The organism is Candidatus Frankia alpina, from assembly GCF_902806485.1.
Lineage (GTDB): Bacteria > Actinomycetota > Actinomycetes > Frankiales > Frankiaceae > Frankia > Frankia alpina.
In genome coordinates this window covers 1-22,026 of record NZ_CADCWT010000038.1, presented here as the reverse complement: position 1 = coordinate 22,026, position 22,026 = coordinate 1, and the positions used below count along the sequence as shown (strand labels likewise).

General features: G+C 71.2%; 21 protein-coding genes, 1 tRNA gene and 3 pseudogenes. 12 read left to right on the top strand and 13 right to left on the bottom strand.

Translation table 11 applies throughout. The features are described from left to right. Positions 1-19 precede the first annotated feature (19 nt). A pseudogene (locus tag G6R25_RS06990) lies at positions 20-427 on the top strand (transposase); the annotation flags it as partial. Positions 428-429: 2 nt separating this feature from the next. Here the strand turns inward: G6R25_RS06990 and G6R25_RS06985 are convergent. Then, a complete protein-coding gene (locus tag G6R25_RS06985; protein ID WP_163552322.1) occupies positions 430-1,182 on the bottom strand; it encodes an FkbM family methyltransferase in 753 nt (250 codons plus the stop codon). A gap of 126 nt (positions 1,183-1,308) precedes the next feature. Beyond that, a pseudogene (locus tag G6R25_RS06980) lies at positions 1,309-1,494 on the bottom strand (IS5/IS1182 family transposase); the annotation flags it as partial. Between G6R25_RS06980 and G6R25_RS06975 the strand changes: the two are divergent. The 3 genes and pseudogenes from G6R25_RS06975 to G6R25_RS29515 all read left to right on the top strand — a co-directional run. Then, positions 1,492-2,141, top strand: a pseudogene (locus G6R25_RS06975) (ISAzo13 family transposase); the annotation flags it as partial. The pseudogenes G6R25_RS06980 and G6R25_RS06975 sit on opposite strands and share 3 nt — an antisense overlap. A gap of 423 nt (positions 2,142-2,564) precedes the next feature. Next, positions 2,565-3,038: an acyl-CoA thioesterase domain-containing protein gene (locus G6R25_RS29520; protein WP_328591892.1), complete on the top strand. Its 474-nt coding sequence runs from the start codon at positions 2,565-2,567 to the stop codon at positions 3,036-3,038. A 33-nt stretch (positions 3,039-3,071) separates the two neighbouring features. Further along, complete coding sequence (locus G6R25_RS29515) at positions 3,072-3,365, top strand: hotdog family protein (RefSeq protein ID WP_328591893.1); 294 nt, start codon at positions 3,072-3,074, stop codon at positions 3,363-3,365. Positions 3,366-3,472: 107 nt separating this feature from the next. On the opposite strand, the gene G6R25_RS06965 is transcribed toward G6R25_RS29515, so the two are convergent. Beyond that, positions 3,473-5,083: an MFS transporter gene (locus G6R25_RS06965; RefSeq protein WP_163552321.1), complete on the bottom strand. Its 1,611-nt coding sequence runs from the start codon at positions 5,081-5,083 to the stop codon at positions 3,473-3,475. 121 nt (positions 5,084-5,204) lie between these two features. Between G6R25_RS06965 and G6R25_RS06960 the strand changes: the two genes are divergently transcribed. Next, positions 5,205-6,038, top strand: coding sequence for a TetR/AcrR family transcriptional regulator (locus G6R25_RS06960; RefSeq protein WP_205446927.1), 834 nt, complete (start codon positions 5,205-5,207; stop codon positions 6,036-6,038). 99 nt (positions 6,039-6,137) lie between these two features. Here the strand turns inward: G6R25_RS06960 and G6R25_RS06955 are convergent, their stop codons facing one another. Beyond that, on the bottom strand, positions 6,138-6,665 hold the full coding sequence (locus G6R25_RS06955; RefSeq protein WP_163552319.1) for a hypothetical protein: 528 nt from the start codon (positions 6,663-6,665) through the stop codon (positions 6,138-6,140). 34 nt (positions 6,666-6,699) lie between these two features. Between G6R25_RS06955 and G6R25_RS06950 the strand changes: the two genes are divergently transcribed. After that, the gene (locus G6R25_RS06950; RefSeq protein WP_163552318.1) at positions 6,700-8,322 is read left to right on the top strand and encodes a hypothetical protein; all 1,623 of its coding nucleotides are present in this window, start codon (positions 6,700-6,702) and stop codon (positions 8,320-8,322) included. Positions 8,323-8,334: 12 nt separating this feature from the next. On the opposite strand, the gene G6R25_RS06945 is transcribed toward G6R25_RS06950, so the two are convergent. The 5 genes from G6R25_RS06945 to G6R25_RS06930 all read right to left on the bottom strand — a co-directional run bounded on the left by G6R25_RS06945 (position 8,335) and on the right by G6R25_RS06930 (position 10,830). Continuing rightward, entirely contained in the window at positions 8,335-8,937 is a 603-nt protein-coding gene (locus G6R25_RS06945) for a hypothetical protein (protein ID WP_163552317.1), read from the bottom strand. Positions 8,938-9,011: 74 nt separating this feature from the next. Further along, complete coding sequence (locus G6R25_RS06940; protein ID WP_205446928.1) at positions 9,012-9,230, bottom strand: hypothetical protein; 219 nt, start codon at positions 9,228-9,230, stop codon at positions 9,012-9,014. Then, positions 9,178-9,393 (bottom strand): zinc-binding dehydrogenase, encoded by a 216-nt coding sequence (locus G6R25_RS31265; protein ID WP_235947653.1) that lies wholly within the window; start codon positions 9,391-9,393, stop codon positions 9,178-9,180. Before G6R25_RS31265 ends, G6R25_RS06940 begins: the two co-directional genes overlap by 53 nt. After that, entirely contained in the window at positions 9,390-10,154 is a 765-nt protein-coding gene (locus tag G6R25_RS06935; protein WP_235947650.1) for a zinc-binding dehydrogenase, read from the bottom strand. The genes G6R25_RS31265 and G6R25_RS06935 overlap by 4 nt, the downstream gene beginning before the upstream one ends. A 130-nt stretch (positions 10,155-10,284) precedes the next feature. Continuing rightward, entirely contained in the window at positions 10,285-10,830 is a 546-nt protein-coding gene (locus tag G6R25_RS06930; protein ID WP_163552316.1) for an NUDIX domain-containing protein, read from the bottom strand. 238 nt (positions 10,831-11,068) lie between these two features. Between G6R25_RS06930 and G6R25_RS06925 the strand changes: the two genes are divergently transcribed. The 3 genes from G6R25_RS06925 (at position 11,069) to G6R25_RS06915 (ending at position 13,306) form a co-directional block, all read left to right on the top strand. Beyond that, positions 11,069-11,476 carry a TOBE domain-containing protein gene (locus G6R25_RS06925; RefSeq protein ID WP_163552315.1) on the top strand — a complete coding sequence of 136 codons (408 nt, stop codon included), beginning with the start codon at positions 11,069-11,071 and terminating at the stop codon, positions 11,474-11,476. A gap of 139 nt (positions 11,477-11,615) precedes the next feature. Beyond that, positions 11,616-12,575 (top strand): ABC transporter permease, encoded by a 960-nt coding sequence (locus G6R25_RS06920; protein ID WP_163552314.1) that lies wholly within the window; start codon positions 11,616-11,618, stop codon positions 12,573-12,575. Beyond that, positions 12,572-13,306 carry an ABC transporter ATP-binding protein gene (locus tag G6R25_RS06915; protein ID WP_163552313.1) on the top strand — a complete coding sequence of 245 codons (735 nt, stop codon included), beginning with the start codon at positions 12,572-12,574 and terminating at the stop codon, positions 13,304-13,306. Before G6R25_RS06920 ends, G6R25_RS06915 begins: the two co-directional genes overlap by 4 nt. Before the next feature lie 54 nt (positions 13,307-13,360). On the opposite strand, the gene G6R25_RS06910 is transcribed toward G6R25_RS06915, so the two are convergent. Both G6R25_RS06910 and G6R25_RS06905 read right to left on the bottom strand, forming a co-directional pair. Further along, on the bottom strand, positions 13,361-14,128 hold the full coding sequence (locus G6R25_RS06910) for a DUF1918 domain-containing protein (protein ID WP_136449118.1): 768 nt from the start codon (positions 14,126-14,128) through the stop codon (positions 13,361-13,363). Positions 14,129-14,248: 120 nt separating this feature from the next. After that, the gene (locus tag G6R25_RS06905; RefSeq protein ID WP_163552312.1) at positions 14,249-15,604 is read right to left on the bottom strand and encodes a phosphoribosyltransferase; all 1,356 of its coding nucleotides are present in this window, start codon (positions 15,602-15,604) and stop codon (positions 14,249-14,251) included. Between the two features lie 1,151 nt (positions 15,605-16,755). On the opposite strand from G6R25_RS06905, the gene G6R25_RS06900 reads away from it, so the two are divergent. The 3 genes from G6R25_RS06900 to G6R25_RS06890 all read left to right on the top strand — a co-directional run bounded on the left by G6R25_RS06900 (position 16,756) and on the right by G6R25_RS06890 (position 19,505). Beyond that, positions 16,756-17,454, top strand: coding sequence for a hypothetical protein (locus G6R25_RS06900; RefSeq protein WP_163552311.1), 699 nt, complete (start codon positions 16,756-16,758; stop codon positions 17,452-17,454). Between the two features lie 94 nt (positions 17,455-17,548). Further along, a tRNA-Ala gene (locus G6R25_RS06895) sits at positions 17,549-17,622 on the top strand. Positions 17,623-19,139: 1,517 nt separating this feature from the next. Beyond that, positions 19,140-19,505, top strand: a complete 366-nt coding sequence (locus tag G6R25_RS06890) for a tRNA-binding protein (protein WP_136448759.1) — start codon at positions 19,140-19,142, stop codon at positions 19,503-19,505. Here the strand turns inward: G6R25_RS06890 and G6R25_RS06885 are convergent. Next, positions 19,499-20,530, bottom strand: a complete 1,032-nt coding sequence (locus G6R25_RS06885) for a helix-turn-helix transcriptional regulator (protein ID WP_136448758.1) — start codon at positions 20,528-20,530, stop codon at positions 19,499-19,501. The two genes, G6R25_RS06890 and G6R25_RS06885, sit on opposite strands and share 7 nt — an antisense overlap. Before the next feature lie 66 nt (positions 20,531-20,596). Beyond that, the gene (locus tag G6R25_RS06880; RefSeq protein ID WP_328591844.1) at positions 20,597-21,919 is read right to left on the bottom strand and encodes an IS630 family transposase; all 1,323 of its coding nucleotides are present in this window, start codon (positions 21,917-21,919) and stop codon (positions 20,597-20,599) included. Between the last annotated feature and the right edge of the window lie 107 nt (positions 21,920-22,026).

Genomic DNA, 22,026 nt, shown 5'->3' with positions numbered 1-22,026 from the left:
ACACACCAACACAACATTGATGTCACGCAAAGCGACGAAACGTTACCGGGAAAGGCTCAGTGACCTCTCCGACGCCCGCTGGGCGCTCATCGCCCCGGCCCTGCACGCCTGGCGGAAAGCCCGACTCGACCGCCGGCCCACCAGAAAGCCCGCCTCCGTCGACCTCCGCGAGGTGTTCAACGCAATCCTCTACCTCAACCGGACCGGCATTCCCTGGAGATACCTACCCCACGACTTCCCGCCGCACAACACCGTCTACTTCTACTACGCCGCCTGGCGCGACGACGGCATCTTCCCCCAGCTCGGCTACACCCTGACCGGCCTGGCCCGCGTCACCGACGGTCGCACACCCGAACCCACCGCCTGCATCCTCGACGCCCAAAGCGTCAAGACCTCCACCGACGTTCCCCTCTCCAGCCAGGGCACTGTCTAGTGGTGGTAAGCGTAGTCGTCGTAGCCCACAGGGAAGATCGTGTAGCCAGTGGCCCGGAGTAGGCCACGCGCGCGTTCGAGGTCGTCCCCGAGGTGGCAGGCCTCGTAGATAATGTGGTGCGGCGCCCACGGTTTCGAGAAATCAATCAGCTTGAGGATCTCGTAGTCGAAGCCCTCGGTGTCGATCTGCATCACGTCGACGTGGTTGATGGCGTGCTTGGTCAGCAGCGTGTCGAGCCGCATGACCGGGACGTCGATCTCCTCGATGCGCGTCTCGATGTCCGGTATGAGGCTCTTCGACTCGAGAATCACCTCGCGGCGAAACGAACTCAGCCCGTTCGCCCAGACCGGGTCGGTGGGACGCCGGCTGACCGCGAACATCCGCGCCGTGCCCTCCTCGGGGCCGATCGCGGTCTGCTCGCACACGATGCCCGGCACGTCGCGGTAGGAGTTCGCCAGCGCGGGGAACAGGTGCGGCAGCGGTTCGGCGAGCACGCCACGCCAGCCGTACCGCACGATCACGTCGTGTAGCGGGTCGCCCATCTCGCCGTCGTTCGCGCCGATCTGCACGACGCTGAGCGGTTGGCCCGCCTGATCGGCGATGCGCTTGACGATGGAGATCGCGTCGATCCCCGGGCCGTCGCTGCCGCCCCACAGGCTCGCCCACATGTTCAGCGGCATGCGCGCGTTCATCGCCGGCACCCGGCGGACCACGTTGCGCGCGACCCAGCGCGGATTAGCCTTTACCATGGCCGAATCATAGAATGGGGCCAATCGGTCGTCAACGGACGGGTGCGGTCAGTTGGCATAATGAGCCTTTCCCTGCAACGGTTCGTGGCGTTGCGTAACAGCAACGCTGTAGCTGAATGTTGAGGGTCAGACGTTCCTTCGGTGCTCCGTGCGGAGGATGGCGAGAGCTGCCTTCGTGACGAGTCCGATCTTCCGGGGGTCGACCGTGATGTTGCGGAGAAGCCGGAAAGTGCCCTTGAGCAGCGCGTTCGCGCGTTCGCCGACGGCGCGTAGCGCATTGTGGATCCGGTTGTGCTTCCTTTGTTCGTCGGGCATCCGGTGGGCGCGGACACGGTCGCGGCCCTCCTTCGGGCCGAGGGGTTCAGCCTGCAGGGCACCTCACGCACGACCGAGGGCGCCCGCCATCCCGACCGGGACGGCCAGTTCCACTACATCAACGAGCAGGTCAAGAAGTTCACCGCGGCCGGCCAGCCGGTCGTCAGCATCGACACCAAGAAGACGGCGACTATGCGGTCGCCGGGCCGGGAGTGGCACCGCGCGGGGCAGCCCGTACGGGTACGGGCCCACGACTTCCCCGAGAAGGACGCCCAGAAAGCGGTGCCGTACGGCATCTACGACCTCACCGCCGACACCGGCTGGGTGTCGGCGGGCTGCGGCGGTGACACTGCCGCGTTGGCGGGGCGGTGGCGACCCTACGCCGTTGGTGGATGGCGAGGGCCGGCCACCGCTACCCGGCCGCAACCCGGCTGCTGATCACCGCGGACGCCGGCGGGGTCAACGGCTACCGGGTCCGGGCGTGGAAGACCGAACTGGCCGACTTCGCCCACACGGCCGGCCTGGAGGTGACCGTGTGTCACTTCCCGCCGGGAACCCCTCAATGGAACAAGATCGAACACCGGCTGTCCTCACGGATCAGCACGAACTGGCGCGGACGCCCCCTGACCAGTCACGAGGTCATGGCCACCCTGCCCCTAACCGCCCCCGCCAGCCCGGTCCCGCCGGCTGCGACAGAGCCGTATATAGATCGCACAGAGGCAAGGCCGGGTGTTTTGCGAGCTTTTGTGCTGGCCGGCGGCTCGTGGCGACGTGGCGTACACCACTGCGACCGGCCCATGACACCAAACGGGTCGATATTGACCCGCGAGGCTCCGCGCCGGGCGGAGTCGTGATCCACGCGCGGCGGCCTGCCGGCGGCGCGGCGACCGGTCACCTGCCCGCGCCGAGCCGCGGCGCAGAGTGATCGCGTCCCTCACCGTGCGGCCGGGCGGCCCGCGCGGGGAAAGGGGTGCGATGTGAGTGAACGATCAGTGGAGACCATCGATTCGCAGCGAGTCGGTTCCTCGTCCGCACAGCCCGAGCCGCCGCTACCGATCAATGCCCCGATGCCGGGCGTCTTTACGCTGAGTGATCTGCTGGCGGTGTTGGACCTCGGCGGGGACGTTCCTCCGGTGCCGGCCCGATGTCTGGTGAGCGCGCACGGCGGGATCCTCGGCGCGCAACTACTCGGTCAGCAGATCGTCCTCGCGGAACGCCTGTCGCCGGGCAAGGCCGTGCACTCGTTGCACACGATCTTCTCTCACCCCGGGGACTGCCGGCAGCCGCTCTGGGTCGACGTCGAGCGTCTCGCGCACGGCAGGTCGATCGACGCGCTGGCGCTGTCCTTCCGGCAGGGCTCGCTGCACATCTGCCGGGCGGACGTGATGCTGCGCGCCTCGGAACCGGACTTTCTCAGTCTGCAGACGAGTCGGGCGGACCTGCCGGGGCCGGCGGACGCGGCGCCCTTCCCCGATCGGCGGCTGATGCCGTGGGAGGTCCGGGTGCTGCCGCGGGTGGAACCGCACCGGCTCGATCAGTGACAGCGGATTGGCGACGCGGGCAAGGACCCGACGGTGTGGCGGGCCCTGCTGGCACATTCCTGCGAGGTGCTGCCGCTTGCCGATCTGCTCACGGCCTCGGGGATCCCGCCCATGCCGGCCGACCGGCCGCAGGTGGCCGCGGCGGTGCTGTCCCAGACCGTCACGTTCTTCGATGATCTGGACGTACGGGACTGGCACCTGTTCCAGGTCCACACAGTCCATGCCGGTCAGGGCCGCGCGGTCGCCCGCATCGAGATCTTCGGCCCGGATGGGGTGCAGCGTGCCGCCGCGGAGGTCGTCGGGCTGGTGCGCTCCGTTCGCCGCTGACGCCGGCGCCTACCGGCCGAGCTGTAGCCGACGTTCCTTGCCCTTCCAGAGGGCTCTGTGTCCGATTTATCCCTCTGGAAGGGCAAGGTTGGACGGACGACCCGAGATCAGACCTCGGCGGCGCTGGTGACTGCCTGCTGGTCGCCGTCGACGGGCCGCGTCGGTGCCAGCACCTCGGAGGCGGCCGGCTGGGGCCGGCGCAGCCGCGGCAAGAGGAAGGCCACCGGGACTCCGACGGCGAAGACGCAGCCGCCGATGAACAGGCCGAGCGAGTATCCGGAGGTCAGCGCCTCAGGCTGCGGGACCCCATGCCGGAGCCGACCCTCGGTGTGATGCGTGGCGATCGTCGTGACGGCGGCGAGGCCGACGGCCGCACCGATCTGCCGGCCGGTGTTGATGAGCCCGGAGGCAAGCCCGGCGAGCCGGATCGGCACGCCCGCGGTGGCCGCGGAAACCATCGAGACCATCGTGGTTCCCATGCCGAAGCCCATCACCGCGAGGGGGCCGAACACGTGCGACCAGTACGAGCCGCCCGGCGTGATCGCCGACAGCCACAGCAGCCCCGACGCGCCCACCGCGGCGCCGAAGACGATGATCGGCCGCGGGCCGAGCCGACCGATCGTCCGCGTGACGAGCTGCGACGCCAAAATGATCATCAGCGGCATCGGCAGCATCGACAGCCCCGCACGTAGCGGGCTGTCGCCCTGGACCCGCTGCATGAACAGGGTGAGGAAGAAGAACGCCGTGAACATCGCCGCCCCGAGAAGCGCCGCAATCACGTTGGCCACCGCGATCCCGGGATAGCGGAAGATGTTCAGCGGCACCAGCGGGTTGGCCGTGGTGGCCTCGATCGCGATGAAGGCGCCGAGGAGCACGACCGCCCCAACCACCATCCCGATCGTCACCGGCGACCCCCAGGAGGAGCTCTCCGTGCGGACGATCGCGTAGACCAGCAGGACCAGGCCGCCCGTCACGGTCAGCGTGCCCGGCACGTCGAGATCGCGAAGGCGGCTGACCTGCCCGCGCGACTCCACGAGCACCACGCGCGCCGCGGCCACCAGCGCGACCCCGATCGGCACGTTGACGAACAACACCCACCGCCAGTCGGCGAGGTCGGTGAGGATGCCGCCGACGACCGTCCCGAAGGCACCGCCGCTGGCCGCCGTCGCACCCCAGGCGCCAAGCGCCCTGGTCCGCTCCCGGCCCTCCGCGAACGAGGTCATCAGCAGGCTCAGCGTTGCCGGGGCCAGCACGGCGCCGCCCAGACCCTGCACCGCTCGGGCGATGATGAGCTGCGTCTCGGTCTGGGCGAGACCGCCGGCGAGGCTCGCCAGCGTGAACAGCACGAGCCCGAACATGAAGACCCGGCGCCGGCCGAACAGGTCCGCCGCCCGCCCACCGAACAGCAGCAGCCCGGCGAAGGCGAGGGTGTAGGCGTTCACCACCCACTGCAGACCACTGGCCGACATTCCGAGATCGGTCTGCATCGACGGCAACGCGACGTTCACAATCGAGATGTCGAGCACCACCATGAACTGGGCCAGGCAGCACACCGCCAGCACGGCCCACTTCGCCCGGGGAGCCGGCAGCGCCAAAGCGGCCGCACCCCGCCTACCTGCGGCGGATGCCTCGGCGGACACGGCACCCCCAGACACCGCCGCCGACGCCTGATCGGGACCGCCGACGCCGGATGCGCCCGTTTCTTCAGAATGTGCCATTCCCAACATCCCCTCCTACCAGCCGTCGTACACCGTACGAGGACTGGACACAACACTACGCCGTACGATGTACCAACGCCAAAAATTGCTGTTCAGCTGCGTGTTCGGAGGTGACGAGGTCATGGCCGCGCCGACGGAACTGGCCGTCGAGCCGGGCGGGAGGCACCGGGCGGGGCAGGCTTCTCCACCTGGGTGCCGGCCCAGTCTGAGCCCCCAGCGGCTCGCGCTGGCAGCCATCGAGCTTGCCGACGCCGAAGGGCTGGCCGCCGTGTCGATGCGCCGGCTCGCCGCCAGCCTCGGCGTCGGAACGATGACCCTCTACTACCACGTCCGCGACAAGGACGAACTACTCGACCTGATGTGGAACGAGTTCCTCGGCGGGCATCTGCTCGAGGAGATCCCGGCCGACTGGCGGGCGGCGCTGACCGAGATCGCCCAGCGGACCAGGCAGTCCTACCAGCGTCACCCGTGGGCGCTCAACGTCGCGGTCCGCCCCGCCCTCGGGCTCAACAAGCTCCGCCACCTCGAGCAGTACCTCGCCGTCGCGTCGCGCATCACCGACGATCCGGACGAGCAGGTGCGCATCATCCACTCGGTCAGCGACCTGGTGGTCGGCTGCACGCTGCGGGAGCTCAGCGGCCAAGCCTACCGCGCCCCGATCAAGCGCACGGGCCACCACGGTGATGGTCCTGCACCGCCACTGGAACCGCAACCAGGTTTCGACGAACTCGTCACCGCCGAGGAGCTGCCGCGGCTGCAGGCACTGCGGACCGCCGGCTGCCAGCTGCTCGCCCCCCGCTTCGAGCATGCCCTGGGCTGGCTACTCGACGGTATCGAGGCCGCCCATCCGGGCGTCGGGCAGGCGTGCCCGCGTGCCGTCGGTGCGCCCGCGCCCGACCCGGGCCTCGTCGGCACGGCGGCCACGACCCGGATGCTCCCGAAGAAGCGGGCTTAGCAGCCTTCACGGACACGACGTGAGTAGCTACCGTCGGAGAGGCTGCATGCCGCCGGCCATCCGCGAGTCGCATTCGAGGCACCCATCATGACCGCTCGACTACCTCGCCACGTCGCGCCGCTCGCCGTCGGCGAATCCTCGGCGCTCGGGCCTTATCAGCTGCTCGGCCGCCTCGATGCGGGCATCACGGGCATCGTCTACCTGGGGCACGCGCCGGGCGGCGCGCAGGTGGCCATCCGCGCCCTGCACCCGGGCGATGCCCTGCGCGCCGACATGCGGGCCCGCTTCGCCGCGGCCGTCGACCGGGCCCACGTGCTTTCCGGGCCGCACACCTGCGGCGTGCTCGACGCCGCGCCCGACGCCGACCGCCCCTACGCCGTCACCGAGTTCGTCGGCGGTCCCACCCTGGCGCGCGAGCTCACCGAGCGAGGGCCGCTGTCCGCCGACGAGATCGACCGGCTCGCCCGGACCCTGCTGGAGACCATCGACGCGGCCCACCACACGGTCGGCGCGCTGGGCGACCTGACGGCCACGGACATCGTCCTGTCCGTCATCGGCCCCCGCCTGGTCGACCTGGGGATCGCCGCCGCCCTGCGCCCGCTGCTGCTCCTCCGGGCAGGCTGCCACGACCGGTCCTGGGGCTGCGTCCGGTGGCGGCTACGTGCCCGGTTACGGCTACGGACCGGCGGCGGGCGGCTGGGACGGACCGGCCGCCGACATCGTGGCCTGGGCCGGCATCGTCGACCTGGCCGCCGCCGGCAAGGCGTCCGGCTCGGTGGAGCCGGCGGGCCGCGGCGGCTGGCGACGCGCGCCGCGGACCGACCAGGACGGCCCGACCAGCGCCGGGGTGCGCCGTGCGCTGGCCCGGGTGCGCCAGGCCGACGGCGCCTCGCTCCCCGACGTCTCCGAGCTGCTGGCCCTGCTTGCCGGCCCGCGCCCGCGCTCGGGCCGCGCCGGGCGCGACCGCGTCCGCGGAACAGCCGCCACCATCCCCCGCACGCAGCCCGCCCCCACGCCCGAGCGCCCCGCGCTGATCCCCCCGTCGCCGTCGCCGTCCCGACCCGGCGACGGAGACGGGGGGAGCCGGCAGACCGGCGGTGGTCGACACAGCGCGGCCCGCGCGGGCAGCCAAGGGGGCGGGCGGAACCGCTCCGCCGAGCGGCGGCGAAACGCGCCCGGGGGCGGCCAACCGGACCTGGCCAACCTGTCGGAGATCAGCCTCACGCTGCCACCGTTGCCGACCCTGCCACCGTCGCCGGTGCTCCCCCCGTCGCCATCGCCGACTGCGCGGCCAGTATCGGCTAAGCGGCCAGCACCGACTGAGCGGCCGGCACCGCGCAATCCCCGCCGGTCCGGCCCGGGTGCGGACCGCACGCACCCCACGTTGATCCTCCCGCCCGACCGGGGCACCGCGGCGAGCGACGAACCCGCCCCGTCCGGACGTCCGGCGGCCGCTGCGGGAGTGCGGCGGTTGCCACCGTCCTCGCCGGACCCGGTGGAGGAGCCCCGGCGCCGGCCTCGGGTCCGCCCGGCGGCCGCGCTGGCGGCGGCGGCCGTGGCGGGGCTGGGCGCTTCTAACGACGATGTGACCACCGGTGCGCAGGCTCCCCTGCACGAGACGCGCTCTGGGGACGGCTCGGCCGGGAGCCGGTCCGCCGACCGAGCCCCGGCGACGCGCCCGTCCCCCGCGCCGGCGGATTCCACGGACCCCGCCGAGGCGACGGCCGCCACTGCGGCCAGCCCCGGCGGGGCCGCGGCGCTCGCCCCGACCGAGTACGAGCAGCAGGAGGATCTCGCCGCCGAGGACTTCGCGCTGAACACGCTGCGACTCGCCGCGGCCAGCCGCTCCGAGGACGCCGGCACGCCGGCCGCACCGTCGGCCCCGGCCGATCGCCAGCCCGCGGCCGGCGCCGGGCATGCCCCGGTGACCGCCGGGCGCCTGGACACTCAGCTGCCCCGAGGGCTCATCGTCACCCCCCTCCTGCCGACCAAGCGGCCCGCCGCGCAGCCCCAGGCGGCCCCGGCGGTCGGTCGGGTCGACGGCGCCGCTGCCGACGGGGCTACTGCAAACGGCGCCACGGCCCGCATCGGCCGCCTTCCCGTGGTGCCCGTCGCCGCGGCCGCAGCACCGCCGGCAACCAGCGGCACGGCCACCGCTGCCCAGCACCCGCAGCCAGCCCAGGCCCCACCGCAGGCACAGGCACAGACCGCTGCCGCCCCGCCGGCCACGGCGCCCCTGGCTCGTCAGCCGCTCCCACGGCCGGTCTCACCCCCGTCCAGGTGAGCGTCGTCCCGCTCACCCCCCGCTGACGGAATCGCCGCCGGCTGGTCGGCGACGTGGCCTGTCCTGCGCACCGGGCCGCATCGGGCGGCGCACGGCCCCGGCCGGCCAGATGATCTGCACAGGCCGATGTTGTTCTCGGGCGTATTCGACGACGTCGGCCGTGCCCCCCCAGCCCCGGGTCGGCAGGCCGTCCCAGACCGCGATGATCTGGTCGGAGGCGTCGACGAGAACCCGGCTCGCGGCCATCAGGCTGGCCAGGTCGGGGGTCGGGCGGTCCTGGCGGACAACCTCGGCGGAGCAGCGCAGCAGCCGGTCGAAGTCCCGGCGATGTCCGGGGGGTTGGAAATCCCGGTATCCGTCCGCCGGGATCACCGAGATCAGCCGGCCGCCGAGAGTCAGGATCACGTCGGCGACGACGGTGTCCGCGCCCTCGGCGAGGCAGGTGATCCCGGCGAAGCCCGTGCCGACGAGGGGCGCGAGCAGCCGGTGCGCCTGCGCGGCCACGTAGCGGGCCTGCTCCCCGGTGAGGCCCCGGTGGCCCGTGACGCCGACGACGACCCCGCCGGCAGCCCCGCGAACCGGCTCGTGCCGATCGGGGTCGGCGTCGAGGGTCACTCCTGCGAATCTAGCCGCGCCGATAGTCCCCCGGACGTGAGTTGCCCCCAGAGCCAACGGCAGGACCAGCGCGCTCAGCCGGCCGCGCCCAGGGCCGCGACCGCTCGGGCCAGCACGTTCACCGAGTCGATCTGCACGATTCCGACCTGGGCGAACAGGCTGCGCAGGTGTCGGCGATCGAGCCGGGCGGTCGGGCGGGGACGGACCAGCCCCTGGGCGGCGAGGGCCGCCCAGCGCGCTTCAGGACAGCAGGACGACCTTGCCGGTCGTCGCGCGGCTCTCCAGGGCCGCATGCGCGGCCGCGGCCTCGGCCAGTGGGAAGGTCTGCACGGCTGGCACCAGGGTGCCGACGGCCGCGGCGGCGAGCGCGGCCTCCTCCAGCGCCGCCAGCCCACCGGGCCGGCGGAACATCCTCGGCCCGAGGACGGAGGCAACCAGCAGTCCACGCTCCGTCACATCCTCGGTGGTGATGACGGTGGGTGACCCGGCCGACCAGCCGAACGTGAAGTACCGGCCGGTCCGGTCAGTTCCAGGGCGGCGCGGCCGGCAGCGCCGCCCACCCCGTCCAACGTCACGGTCGCGGGGCGGCCGTCGAGGGCGGCCCGGACGGCGTCCGGCCAGTCGGGCAGGGTGTAGTCGACGGCGATGTCGGCGCCGAGGCAGCGCGCCGCGGCGACCTTCGCGGCTCCCCCGGCGACGGCGACGACGGCCGCCCCGACACCGCGGGCCGCCTGGACGAGCAGGCTGCCGATGCCACCGACCGCGGCGGTGATCAGTACGACGTCCTGCTCGGTCAGCTCCGCGACGTCGAGAATGCCGATCGTGGTGCGACCGGTGCCGATCATCGCCACGGCGGCGGGGGCGTCGAGGGTGGCCGGGATGGGGTGGATGTTGTCGACCTCACGGACGGCGAGCTGGGCGTAGCCCTGGCCGGCGAGACCGAGATGGGCGACGACCCGCCGGCCGAGCCAGCCCTCGTCGACGCCCGACCCGACGGCGTCGACCGTGCCCGCGACCTCCCGGCCGGGGATGGTCGGCAGGTCGGGGCGCTGGAACAGGCCGCCGGCCCAGCCCCGGCGCAGGGTGGTGTCGACCAGGTGAACGCCGGCCGCGGCCACCGCGATGCGCACCTGGCCGGCCGCCGGCACCGGGTCGTCGGTCTCCTCGTAGCGGAGATTGTCCGCCGGGCCGAACTCGTGCAGCCGGACTGCATACATGATCCGTCCTCCAGGTCGCGGTCGGAGCCGAGTGGCCTGGGGTCGGCGCCGGCGAACACGGGATCCGGCCCCGGCCCCGGGCCGAACACTAGAACCTGAAGTCGGATTGAGGTCAACTACGCCGCGGCGGTCAGCGGGCGCTCGTCCCGTACCAGGCCGGTCGGGCGTGCAGCAGCCATTCGGGGATGAGCTGGCGCAGGGCGGCGGGGCGCAGGTGCAGATCGGACAGGCTCGCCAGCGACGCCGAGACGATGTCCAGGTCGTCGAGCCGGCTGCCGAACTCGGCGGCCCAGGACCGGTCGACCGCGAAGACGACATCGAGCACCCCGGCCCGCTCGCCGCCCCCGGCCGTCGCTCCTTCGATGCAGCCGGCGAACGTCAGGTGATCGGGTTCGATACTCGCCTGCTCCTCGAGCAGCCGACGCAACGCCCCCTGCACCGTCTCCCCGGCCTCGACCTGGCCGCCGAGCAGGTGGAACCACGTCTGGCCGCGTTCGTTGGCAAGCAGGATCCGGTCACCCTCAACGAGCAGCGCGCGGACGTTGATCCGCACTGGCGCCGAGACCGGGACCGTGGAGTCGACGGCCGGGCCGCCGACGGTGCTGGTGGTGGCAGTGGTGGTGGTGGCGGTGGTGGCAGTGCCGGCGGTGGCGAACGGACGAGTGGGCGGCGTCACGGGCGCTCCAGGGACGGGGGTCGGCGGACGGGTGACCTCCGCATCGTGCCCCGTAGGGACGGATGCTTGGGCGCCAACCGGTCATCCCGCCGCGGACGGACCGGCCGAGGCCACGACCGGACCCATCGGCCTCCCACCGGACAAACTCCGCGCGAGCGGACGATACACCACTGAAATCACCGCAAATTCGGGTTAACCGCTCCGAACTCGCCGAACCTGCAGGGTTACCATCACAAACATGCCGAGATTCCGCATCAGTGAGGCGGCCACGCTGCTCGGTGTCAGCGACGACACCATCCGCCGGTGGGCGGACAGCGGCCGGCTGCCTACCGTCCTGGACGACGCCGGTCGCCGGACGATCGAGGGTGCCAACTTGGCGGAGTTCGCCAAGGATATGGCAGGAGACCAGATCGGCGCAGGGACACCCGTCATCGCCGAATCCGCCCGCAACCGCTTCCCCGGGATCATCACCCGGGTCACCCGGGACACGGTGATGGCCCAGGTGGAGATCCAGGCCGGGCCGCACCGGCTGGTCTCCCTGATGAGCCGGGAGGCCGCCGACGAACTCGGGCTCGAACCCGGCGTCCTCGCCGTCGGCGCGGTGAAGTCGACCAACGTCGTCATCGAGATGCCCGACCGCCGCTGACCGCCCACCGGCCCAGGTCTCGCCGGTGACCCGTTCCACGGCGGATGACCCTCGCCGCGCCGGGCCACCTCGTTCTCGGCGGACTTCCCGCTTCGCAACCGTCACCAGTGTCACCCGCGAGAAGGGTTGCCCGCCGGCGATGACGAGCCCAGGTGGTACCTCGCTGCCGTGGACCACCTCGGCCCGGCGGCCCCACATCCGGCTCCCGGGCCGCAACGGCCGTTCGGGCCGTTCGGACCGCCGGGAGACTCGCCGCCGCGCGCCGTGGGCGCTGTGGGTGCCGGGCGCGATCGCCGCGTTGTTCCTGCTCCTGCCGCTCATCGGACTGCTCGTCCGGGCGCCGTGGTCCGGGTTGCCCGATCTGATCACCGAGCATGACGTTCGCGAGGCACTGTTCCTTTCCCTGGAGACTGCCACCGCGGCGACGGCGCTGTCGCTGCTGTTCGGCATTCCGCTCGCCTGGCTGCTGGCCCGGACCAGGTTCCCGGGCCGCTCCCTGCTGCGGGCGCTGGTCACACTGCCGCTGGTGCTGCCGCCCGTCGTCGGCGGCGTGGCGTTGCTGCTGGCGCTGGGCCGGCGCGGCATCGTCGGGCAGCGCCTGGACGACTGGTTCGGGATCACCCTGCCTTTCACCACCGTCGGGGTGGTGGTCGCGCAGACCTTCGTGGCAATGCCCTTCCTCATCGTCTCCGTCGAGGGCGCGCTGAACAGCGCCGATCGCCGTTTCGAGGACGCCGCCGCCACCCTCGGCGCGGGCCCCTGGATGACGTTCCGCCGGGTGACCGTCCCGATGGTCGCGCCCGCCGTCGCAGCCGGGGCCGCGTTGTGCTGGGCCCGCGCCCTCGGTGAGTTCGGGGCGACGATCACCTTCGCCGGCAACTTTCCCGGCACCACCACGACGATGCCGCTGGCCGTCTACCTGGCTCTGGAGACGGACACCGACGCCGCCATCGCGCTTTCCCTCGTCCTGCTCGCCGTCTGCGTCGCGGTGCTGTTGGCGCTGCGCGCGCGCTGGTTCCCGGGTGCCCGTCGGCTGCTACGAGGCCGGGCTTCGCGCGAGACCCCGCTGACCGCCGACGCCGAGACAGGCATCCGTTGACCGCCGGCACGCCTGGGACTCCGCACGCCGGCCCGTCCGAGCACGGGCCCGAGCCGGCGCCGGTGACGGGTGGCCTCGATGCCCGGGTGACGGTGCGCCGCGGCCAGTTCGTCCTGACCGTCGACGTCCAGGTCGCCCAGGGGGAGACGGTCGCAGTCCTGGGCCGCAGCGGTGCCGGCAAGAGCACCCTGCTGCGCACGCTGGCCGGGCTGCTCCCGCTCGACGAGGGGCGGGTCACCCTGGCCGGACAGGTGCTCGACGACCCCGTACAACGCCGCTTCGTCCCGTCCGAGCGCCGCCCCGTCGGCGTCGTGTTCCAGGACTACCTGCTGTTCCCGCACCTGCGCGCCCGCGACAATGTGGCATTCGGCCTGCAGGCCCGCCTCGGCCAGAGTCGCCGGCACGCCCGTGACCGGGCGGAGGAGTGGCTGGAGCGGTTCGGGATCAGCGACCTCGGCGACCGCCGACCCGGCGCGCTGTCCGGCGGCCAGGGCCAGCGGGTGGCGCTGGCCCGCGCGCTGGCCACGGAGCCCCGCCTGCTGCTGCTCGACGAGCCGCTCGCCGCGCTGGACAGCACGACCCGCGGGGAGGTCCGCGCCTTCCTGCGGACCGTCCTGCCGACGCTGTCCGCGCCCATACTGATCGTCACACACGACCCGACCGACGCCGAGGTCCTCGCCGACCGCACGATCGCCCTCGAGGCCGGCCAGGCGGTGGCCACCGAGGCCTGACCCGCGGTACGGGAGGGCCGGCTTCGGAATCGCTTACTTAGTGGGTGCTGTCACTTAGTGGGTGCTGTCCGCGGCCGACCTTCCGCTGGCGCAGCGGACCTCCGCGTCCGGGCCGGGATACACGAAGCTGACGTGCCCGGTATCGGACCAGCGCACGGCGAACGGCGGGTCACCCGCTTCCGTCCGCACCTCAAAGATCTCCCCGAGCCGGTCCGGTGCCCTGGGGATGTGACTGTGGACCACCAGGGTATCGCCGGGGTGCGCATGCAGGGCGGTCCGTCGACGGGCGGGTGCGGCGAAGCCGGCCAGGCCACCGACCGTCGCGGTGCCAGCCGTCCTGGCCGTGACCGGCGTCCGTCCCGTCACAACGGGCGGTGCCGCCTCGCGGTGCGGGGCGAATGTCTCGTCGCACAACGGATGGATCAGGTCGGCGATCTCCTGCTCACCACGGATCAGCAGATCGTCGACGGAGACCATGCCGACGATGCGACGGCCGTCCAGCACTGGCAACCGCCGGATCGCGTGGTCACGGAAGATCTCGTAGGCCCGCTCGACGCCCATGCCGGCCGGCACGGTGATCACTTCGATGGTCATCAGTGCGTCGATCCGGCCGTCCGGCCCGATCCCCCGCGCCACCCCGCGCAGCACGATGTCACGGTCGGTCACAATGCCTACCAGTCGTTCCCCGACCTGCTGGTCGTCGTCGATGACGAGCAGCGCGCCGACGCCCGCTCGCCCCATCTCCTGGGCCGCCTCGCCGATCGTGGTAGCTCTCGCCACGGTCACCGGCGGCCTACTGACCACCGAACCGATGTAGATCATCCCTGCCCCCTCTGCCCGACGCCCCGCCCCACGTGGGCCATGCGCCCGCCTTCACGTCGTTCCCTCGTTTCGAGCAGTACGCACCTGATAACGCACAGGTACTCGGACGAATGAGCTCGATCAGGCGTGGTGTGCGTGGCCCAGCAGGCTCAGATGGCCGACGAACCAGTCCCGGGCGAGCGCGGCCACCTGCTCCAGGGAGCCCGGCTCGCCGAACAGATGTGTCGCGTTCGGCACGATCTCCAGCCGACTTGCGCAGCCGGTGAGCCGCTCCCGCGCCCGCCGGTTCAGCTCGAGGACCTGTTCATCTCGCCCGCCGACGACGAGCAGGGTAGGCGCCCGCACCGCCGGCAGCGCGTCCCAGGCCAGGTCCGGCCGCCCGCCCCGAGAGACGACGGCGGCAACGTCGGAGGCAGCCTGCGGGTCGACCGCGGCGGCGGCCGACAGCGCCGCCGCGGCGCCAGTGCTCGCGCCGAAGTAGCCCAGCGGCAGAGCCGCTGCCGCGGGTACGTGCTGCAGGCAGGCAGTCGCGGTGAGCAGACGCCGGGCGAGCAGTTCGATGTCGAACACGTTCCCGACGTCGCGCTCCTCCTCCGGGATGAGCAGGTCGAACAGCAGCGTGGCGAGACCGGCGGACGCCAGGGTGTCGGCGACGAACCGGTTGCGCGGGCTGCTGCGGCTGCTGCCGCTGCCGTGCGCGAACACGACCACCCCGGCCGGCTGCGGGGGGATGCTCAGCCGCCCGGCGAGCCCGCCCACCTCCACGGGAATCGCCACCTCGACGACCCGGCCCGCCCCGGCCCCCCCGCCTTCGACTGTCCCGGTCGTGCCCTCCAGACGGCGGGCGACAGCCCGCCGCAGCAGGTCGGTGACCTCCTCGTCGGGCGTCTGATCGAAGTCGGCGTAGAACTCGCCGATGCTGAGGAAGCTCGCCGGCGACTGGACGCAGATCACCTCGTCGGCCTGCCGTCGCAGCCAGTCGATGCGGTCACGGGCGGCGACGGGCATGGCGAGCACGACCCGGTCCGCGCCCTGGGCCCGGACGACCTGGCAGGCGGCCAGCGCCGTCGAACCGGTCGCGATCCCGTCGTCGACGATGACCACCGTGCGGCCGGCGAGTGGGATCCGCGGCCGGCCGTCCCGGAATCGGCGGGCACGTCGCTCCAGCTCCGCCGTCTCCCTCGCCTCGACCTCGGCGAACTCCTCCGGACTGACATCGGCCAGCAGCAGGGTCTCCTCGTTGACGACCCGCACCCCGCCCTCCGCGATCGCGCCCATGGCGAGCTCGGGCTGGAACGGCACGCCGATCTTGCGGACGAGGATCACGTCCAACGGCGCAGCCAGTGCCCGCGCCACCTCGAACCCGACCGGGACCCCGCCGCGGGGCAGTCCCACCACAACGACGTCCTGGCCGCGCAGGTGGGCCATCCGCGCGCCGAGCTGCCGGCCTGCGTCCGCACGAGTGTCGAAGATCATGACTTGTCTCACCGTCCTCCCCGTTCGGACTCGACGTCTGCGCCGTCGTGATTCCCGGGAAGGCCAGGGCTGATCCGCCTCTGGGCCACATCCGTACCGCCCGAGCGGGCCTCTACTCCAGTCTGATGCCCGCCGCGCAGCACCGCCAACCAGCGCATCCCCCGGCCGAACCACCCGGTCGACAGGGGGATCCCGGCGACCGGAATGGGCGCCCCAACCCGGCGCCAAACGCCGGCTGCCTTGCCAAGCTGGCATAGCGGCCGCCCCGCACAGGTCGTCCGCGCGATCGGTCCAGCCCGATCTGCCGGGGGCCACCGATCCGCCCGCCGCCCGCCGGCCAACCGACCCCGGTCGGATCCCAGTCGTCGACAGCCGGCCGGCCGGCCCGAAACTCCCGTGCAGCGGCACCCGCCGGAGCTGCGCGGACAGGCGGGTGCCCGCGAGGCCCCCCACCCTCAGCCGCTCATCGCCGGACCGACGGGACATCCAACGGGAGACCTTGCGACAGGCCCGTTGGGTGTCCGCTCGGCCATCTCGCCAGACCGCGTCCCGGTCATCCGGGACCGGCCCACTGTGCGTCCGCGAACCGGCACCGGAATCGGCCCCCATGCATAATGAAGAGGTGACGCTCCGTTTGCAGCACGGCGCCGCCCCTCGCCGGGCATGGCGAGTGGTCTGTCGTCCCGGGAGCTGTCCGTGTTGTCCCAGCCCCCGCGCCCACTGAGGCTCGCCACCAGCGTGACGAGCCGGTCGGCCCGATCATTTCGGAGCTGGCCCGGGTGCGAGGGGCCTCGGAGTTCGGTGCATCGAACCTGGACGCGAGACCAACCTGACCGGCGGCCCAACCCCCGCTGATCGTCCGCGGTCCCGGTAACCGGCGTGCAACAAGTCGGCAGCCTCCGCGGACCGCCACCTCCGGTCGACGTGTCGCGACGCACCGCTCCGTCATCTCCCGCCGATCCCCGGGCGCGCCGGCGTATGCCGACACGCCCGGGGATCCGATCCGCAACGTGCCGCCGGCCGATCCGGCCACGGACCGCCTCGACGCTGGCGGGCCGCGTACGGACGCCGGCCAGGACCGGCCGTCGGCTCCGCGATCCCCCGGTGGGAGTCCCCCGACATGCGTATCGATCAGGAAGGCAGCATCCGCCGTGTCCTTCGAGGCGTGGATGGCCCGGCTGCGGGACGAGGGATACCTCGTCTGCCCGGGCAGCTCCGCAGTGCCGGTCGAGATACGAGGCGTCCGCCCGGACGGAGTCGGCCTGCACTTCCGTTGCCGGGGGACGTCCATCCGGCTCGCCGTGTACCGGCCCGGCCGGACCGCGTGGCAGGTAGCCGTCCGGGATGACGGATGGTGCCCCGAGGAGGCCCTGCAGCTGTGGGCGCACCTACCCCTGGACGGCCCCCCGCCGCCCGCCGACGCCCGGCTGACCTTCCCCGGAGATGCGAGGCCGGACCAGGAACTCGTCGTCGACGGCGCCCGGGCCTGGGGCTGGTCAAGCCACGAGGCGGGCCTGCTACGACCGTCCGCCGCCGCTTACCTGTTCGGCCACCTCCTCGCGACCCTCACGAGCTCCGGGGCGCAGGAGGCCCTCGGCATCCGCGGGTACGGCGGCTGGAGCAGCCCGGACCGCCCGGTCGGCGCCGGCGTCGTGCGCACCCGCCCCGGCTCCCCGGCGCGTCGTACCGGCGCCCCGATCCGGGCCGGCGCCGCCGTCACCGCAGGCGCCGCGGAACAACCCGCCCGCCGCGCGGACCTCGCCGACGTCGCCCTCCCCACTGCCCGCTCCGAGGCACACGGTGAGTCCCGCTCCGAGGCCCGCAGCGACCGCGCCGTCCGGATCGGCTGATCCCACCGCACGGGCCGGTGGACGGATGGCGATGCGCTCCGGCGGGGTGGTCGTCGCACCGCCCCCGCCATCCTGTAAGCTCCGATTACTTCCGGGGGGTGTAGCTCAGCCTGGTAGAGCGCCTCCCTCGCACGGAGGAGGCCAGGGGTTCGAGTCCCCTCACCTCCACCCCACAGCGTGACGAACCGCCTGACCTGCAAAAACAGGTTGGTTCTCACGTTGTGGACGTGCTCGTGCCCGCCGAAACTGCAGGTCGGCGGGCCGGGCATGTGGTTCGAGCCTCCTTTGGCTCCGTAGCAGTCGAGTCCTGTCGGTAGTCGCCGCGGCTGGGACTGGGTCAGCATGCGGGTCGTTCGCGGCCTTTGGTGCGAGAGTTGGCAGGTCCGTGGTCGGGCTCCTGCTTACCGGAGTTCGTCCGCACGGCCCCGACCTGCGTCCCTCCCTGGGCGGTGCAGTCGGCGAATATCGCCCGAATGCTGGGCCTGCGGAGGTTCGTTGCGGACGAGCTGGAGGAGCTGCGACGACGCTGGGACACCTGACGGCCCGGGGCCAGGCTCGAGTTGCGCCGCCGACAGCCCCTCCGCCAGGCAGATGGAGGCGACGGCGCGAGGGTCACCTGTATCGCCCTCACACGGAGACAGTACGAGTCGGGCCCAGACGCCCACGGACTGTCGATACTGTGTGGGCGAAATTGGTGCGCGGGCGAGCGCGGGACAGTCGGGGGCATCGGTGGCGATGAAGATACGGGTGGGCAGGTACGCCTACCTGTGGGAGGGCGCCGAGCCGCTCGTCCCGGGCGACCGCGTGCTCCTACCCGAGAACTGGCTCAGTCGTACGATCCACGGCCCCGGGCCCCTTCGAGGACACCGTGACCGCCGTCGGAAGCGACTACGACAGGCCGATGTCGCGGGTCATTGCCAAGATCGGACGGGATCCGGACTGGAGACCGCCGGAGCCGGACACAACTACCCGCGCCGCGCGTCTCCCTCGTCCACGAAGGCTGGTACCAGCAGGCGCTGGCCGAATACGACCGCCAGGTCGACGAATGACAGTCGGCGTGCCGTGGCACGGCTTCCGATCCGGTGACCGTCGAGCGGGCCAGGCTCGTCACGTGCCCGAAGTTCCCAGACCGCCCCATCGACCGCATCCCCTGCACCGGACACGCCTCCGATCGTCCCACCCGAAGCCCGAGAACCACGGACATACGCTCGGGCCTACGGCTCCGGCGCCGGATGGCCAGTGACCGAGGTGATTCCGGCGTTCAGCGTCCGTATCAGCCGCGACGTATCGACACCACGATGGCTGCGGCCGATCAGCGGGCGCTGAACCGGCTGCTCTCTCAGCGAGGCAGTGGGGTGCAAAGTCACGTTCTTCCGCGTAACACGCAGCGGGAGCGAGGGACTGCCGGCCGCTACCGGGCCTCCTGGCAGCTACCCGGACCGGACTTCCGCCGGCAAGCGACGACGAGCTTACGCCAGCGAGATCGGCCGCTCACACGGCGTCACTTCCAACTGTCTGCTGGGCACACGAAAGATCAAGGCTAGCCACTACCAGCCCACGACGCCAGCCGACGCGCCGCTCATGACTTTGTCGCGACTCCGGGGATTGACCTTGATTCGGACACGCCAGCTTGTTTCGTAACGAGAGCTTGACCCGCACACCCCCGCCTCGATATTAATCGAACCATGGACGAGCTGCCCCAGAAGTCGCAAATCACTTTCGGCAAATTTCAGAACGTGGACCTTCGGGTCGGACGGGTCCTGTCCGCGCCGCTCGCGGAGGGAACACGTCATCCCTGCCGAGTTATCAGCCTGGACCTAGGTCACCTTGGTGAACGTCGTTCTGTTGGCCAGTACGCGCTGCTTGCAGAGGAGGAGCTGGTTGGACAGAATGTCATCGCGTGCGTCAACCTCGGCGCGCGGGATATGGGTCCCTACACATCGGAGGCTCTCGTTCTCGGCGTACCGCATCCAGAAGGGCCGGCTGACCAGGCCCAGGCGACTCCGCTGTTTACCACGAAGGACGCCCGGCCGGGCGACGCTGTCTACTGAGAATGCACGGCGTGGAGGTGATTAGCGGGCGGGTGGCCACCGCGATCGCCGATCAGTCCCAATTCAACGGCGCGGATTCCGGCGTGAAAGCGGTTCCTCGCTCCCAGCTTTGCCATCAGATCGGTCATGATTCGGCGCAGCGTGCGCAACGAGACGCCCAGCGCGCGGGCGGTCGCCTCGTCCTTCCGCCCCTCGTACATCATCCGGACGATGGTCAGCTCGCGGTCCGCGAACCCGTCGACCGAGTCTTGTACCGCATCCTGAGCGAGTGTCGGCGGCTGGGCGGACAGCCAGCAGAACTCGAAGATCGAGTGCAGCAGGTGCCCGAGCTCGTTTCCATGCATCTCCAGGGCGATCGGCGTTCCCCCTTCGCGCTCCCAGATGTATCCCACCACCCGGTCAACGACGACTAGGCGGAAAGGCAGTACGGGCGCTAGGCGCACGTCGACTCCGGCGTCGGCCAGCACCCTGACCTGATCTTGGCCGCGGGGAACCCGCAGAACCGACTTCAGATAGATCGACCGCATCTGTACCCCGCGGTCAAGCAGCCGCTGATGCCACGATCGGCTTTCGGTCAAGATATCGGCCGATGGCGGGGTTCCCGGGTGCAGGCTGAGGATCTCCTTACGTGCGCGGCACCCCGCGTCCTGCATCGCCGCGGCGATTGCGTCCGCCTCGTGCCACAGATGTACGCCTTGGCCACGATCGGCATGCCATTTGAAGAGCTGTTCACCGAGCGCCTCAATCACCGCCTGGGTCGCCCGCAAGTGGTGAGCTTCTCTGACCAGCCGTGCCTGCTGAAGGTCGATCATGCGCGCCAATACGGCGTCCGGCGAGACAAGGCTCGGAAGGTCAGCATTGGCGCTCCATCGCAGCAAGCCAGCGGCGGCCAGCTTTGCGACAGCACGGTCGAACTGTTCGGCGTTCACCCCCAGTCGAGTCATGACACCCTGACGGTCAAGATTTGCGCCGTCGCCGACGAGCAGTTCCAGGAGTTGCGCTTCGACCTGCTCACTGTCCAGCAATGCGACTCCCCGTCAATGAATCACTACTTATAGTGCACCACAGATACGGATCTGTAGCTTACAGTATCATTCCGCGTCATGTGCGACAAGCGTGAAACGTCCTTCGATAGAGATCGTCGGCCGGATGAGCGCGGAGCGTAACGAGCTGCGCCTGGCGAGATCCGCGACGACGACGCCCTGAGGCGCGCCGCCAGGCCATCGATTCCGCGCCCAGCGGCGGCGCTGCCTCGCCGCGCCCCAGTGCGTATAGAAATCCGAGATCAGCGAGGCGGCCGCAGTGGACATCGACACGCCCCGACGCATCCACAAGCGGGTGCAATCGCGGTGGATCTTCCCACGACAAGCCTCCCAGCCGGGCTTCTCCAGCCCAGTGAAGCCCCCCGGCGTGTCCGGAGACTCGATCTTCTGGGGAGGTGGAGTCATGACAGTCAGCTGGAGTAGGTGGGGGGTGTAGGCGATCTCGACGTTGGCCGCCGGGGCCCGGTCCCCGACCCGACGGTCCTTCCTGGTGGTCAAGTACGGGGAGAAGTTATCGCAGATGATCGCGATCCGCACGGTCGGTGGGTGGAGACTGCGCAGGTAGCGGCAGAACGCCAGGAAGCTCGTCCGGTTCTTGGTGACCTTGACGTGGCCGTAGAGCCGGTCACGGGCCAGGTCGTAGGCGGCGAGCAGACGCCGCGCGCCCTGACGTCGGGTGTAGGTCGCCCGCCGCCGCCGCGGCCCCTGCTTCGGATCCTTCCTCGCACCCCCGACTCCGGCCCACATCCGCCCCGGGCGGGGCTGGAGGTTCAACGGGCCGAACCCGTCCACACAGAACACCACCGTGGGTTCGTCCGCGTCGGGGGTGACCTGCCCGTCGGCGATCGCGTAGAGATGCTCGACCCGAGCCTTCTTCGCTTCGTCTTCCGGATCCGTCGAGGCCCTCCAGGTCTTCATCCGTTGAAACGACACGCCCTCCTCACGGAGAAGGACCCGCAGGCCCTCATGGCTGATGTCGTCGGCCACCCCCTCGGCGACCAGGAACTCCGCCAGCTTCGACAGGCTCCAGGTCGAGAACGGCAGCCCGTGCTCGGATGGACGGGACTTCGCGATCTTCTTGATTTCCCGGCGTTCGGGGAGGGTGAACTTTCGGGGCCGGCCGCCGGCGTAGCGCGGGTAGAGCGAGTCGAAGCCGTCGGCGTTGAATTTGTGGATCACATCGCGAACCCGATCGGTCGACGTGAACGTCACCTCGGCGATCCTCACCGCTGGCATGCCTTGCGCGGACAGCAGAATCATCTGCGCGCGTCGCCACGCGTCACCACCGACCCCGACGAGCGGCGCACGATCCGCAACACCCTCTGCCCCTCGTCCGGATCGATTTCCGGACCCGCACCCGTTCCGCCACACCCCGGATCATCAACCGGACAGCCGAGTCGCCGTCACAAGCACCCCGGCGCGTCCTCACAATGAGCCTTTCCCGGTAACGTTTCGTCGCTTTGCGTGACATCAATGTG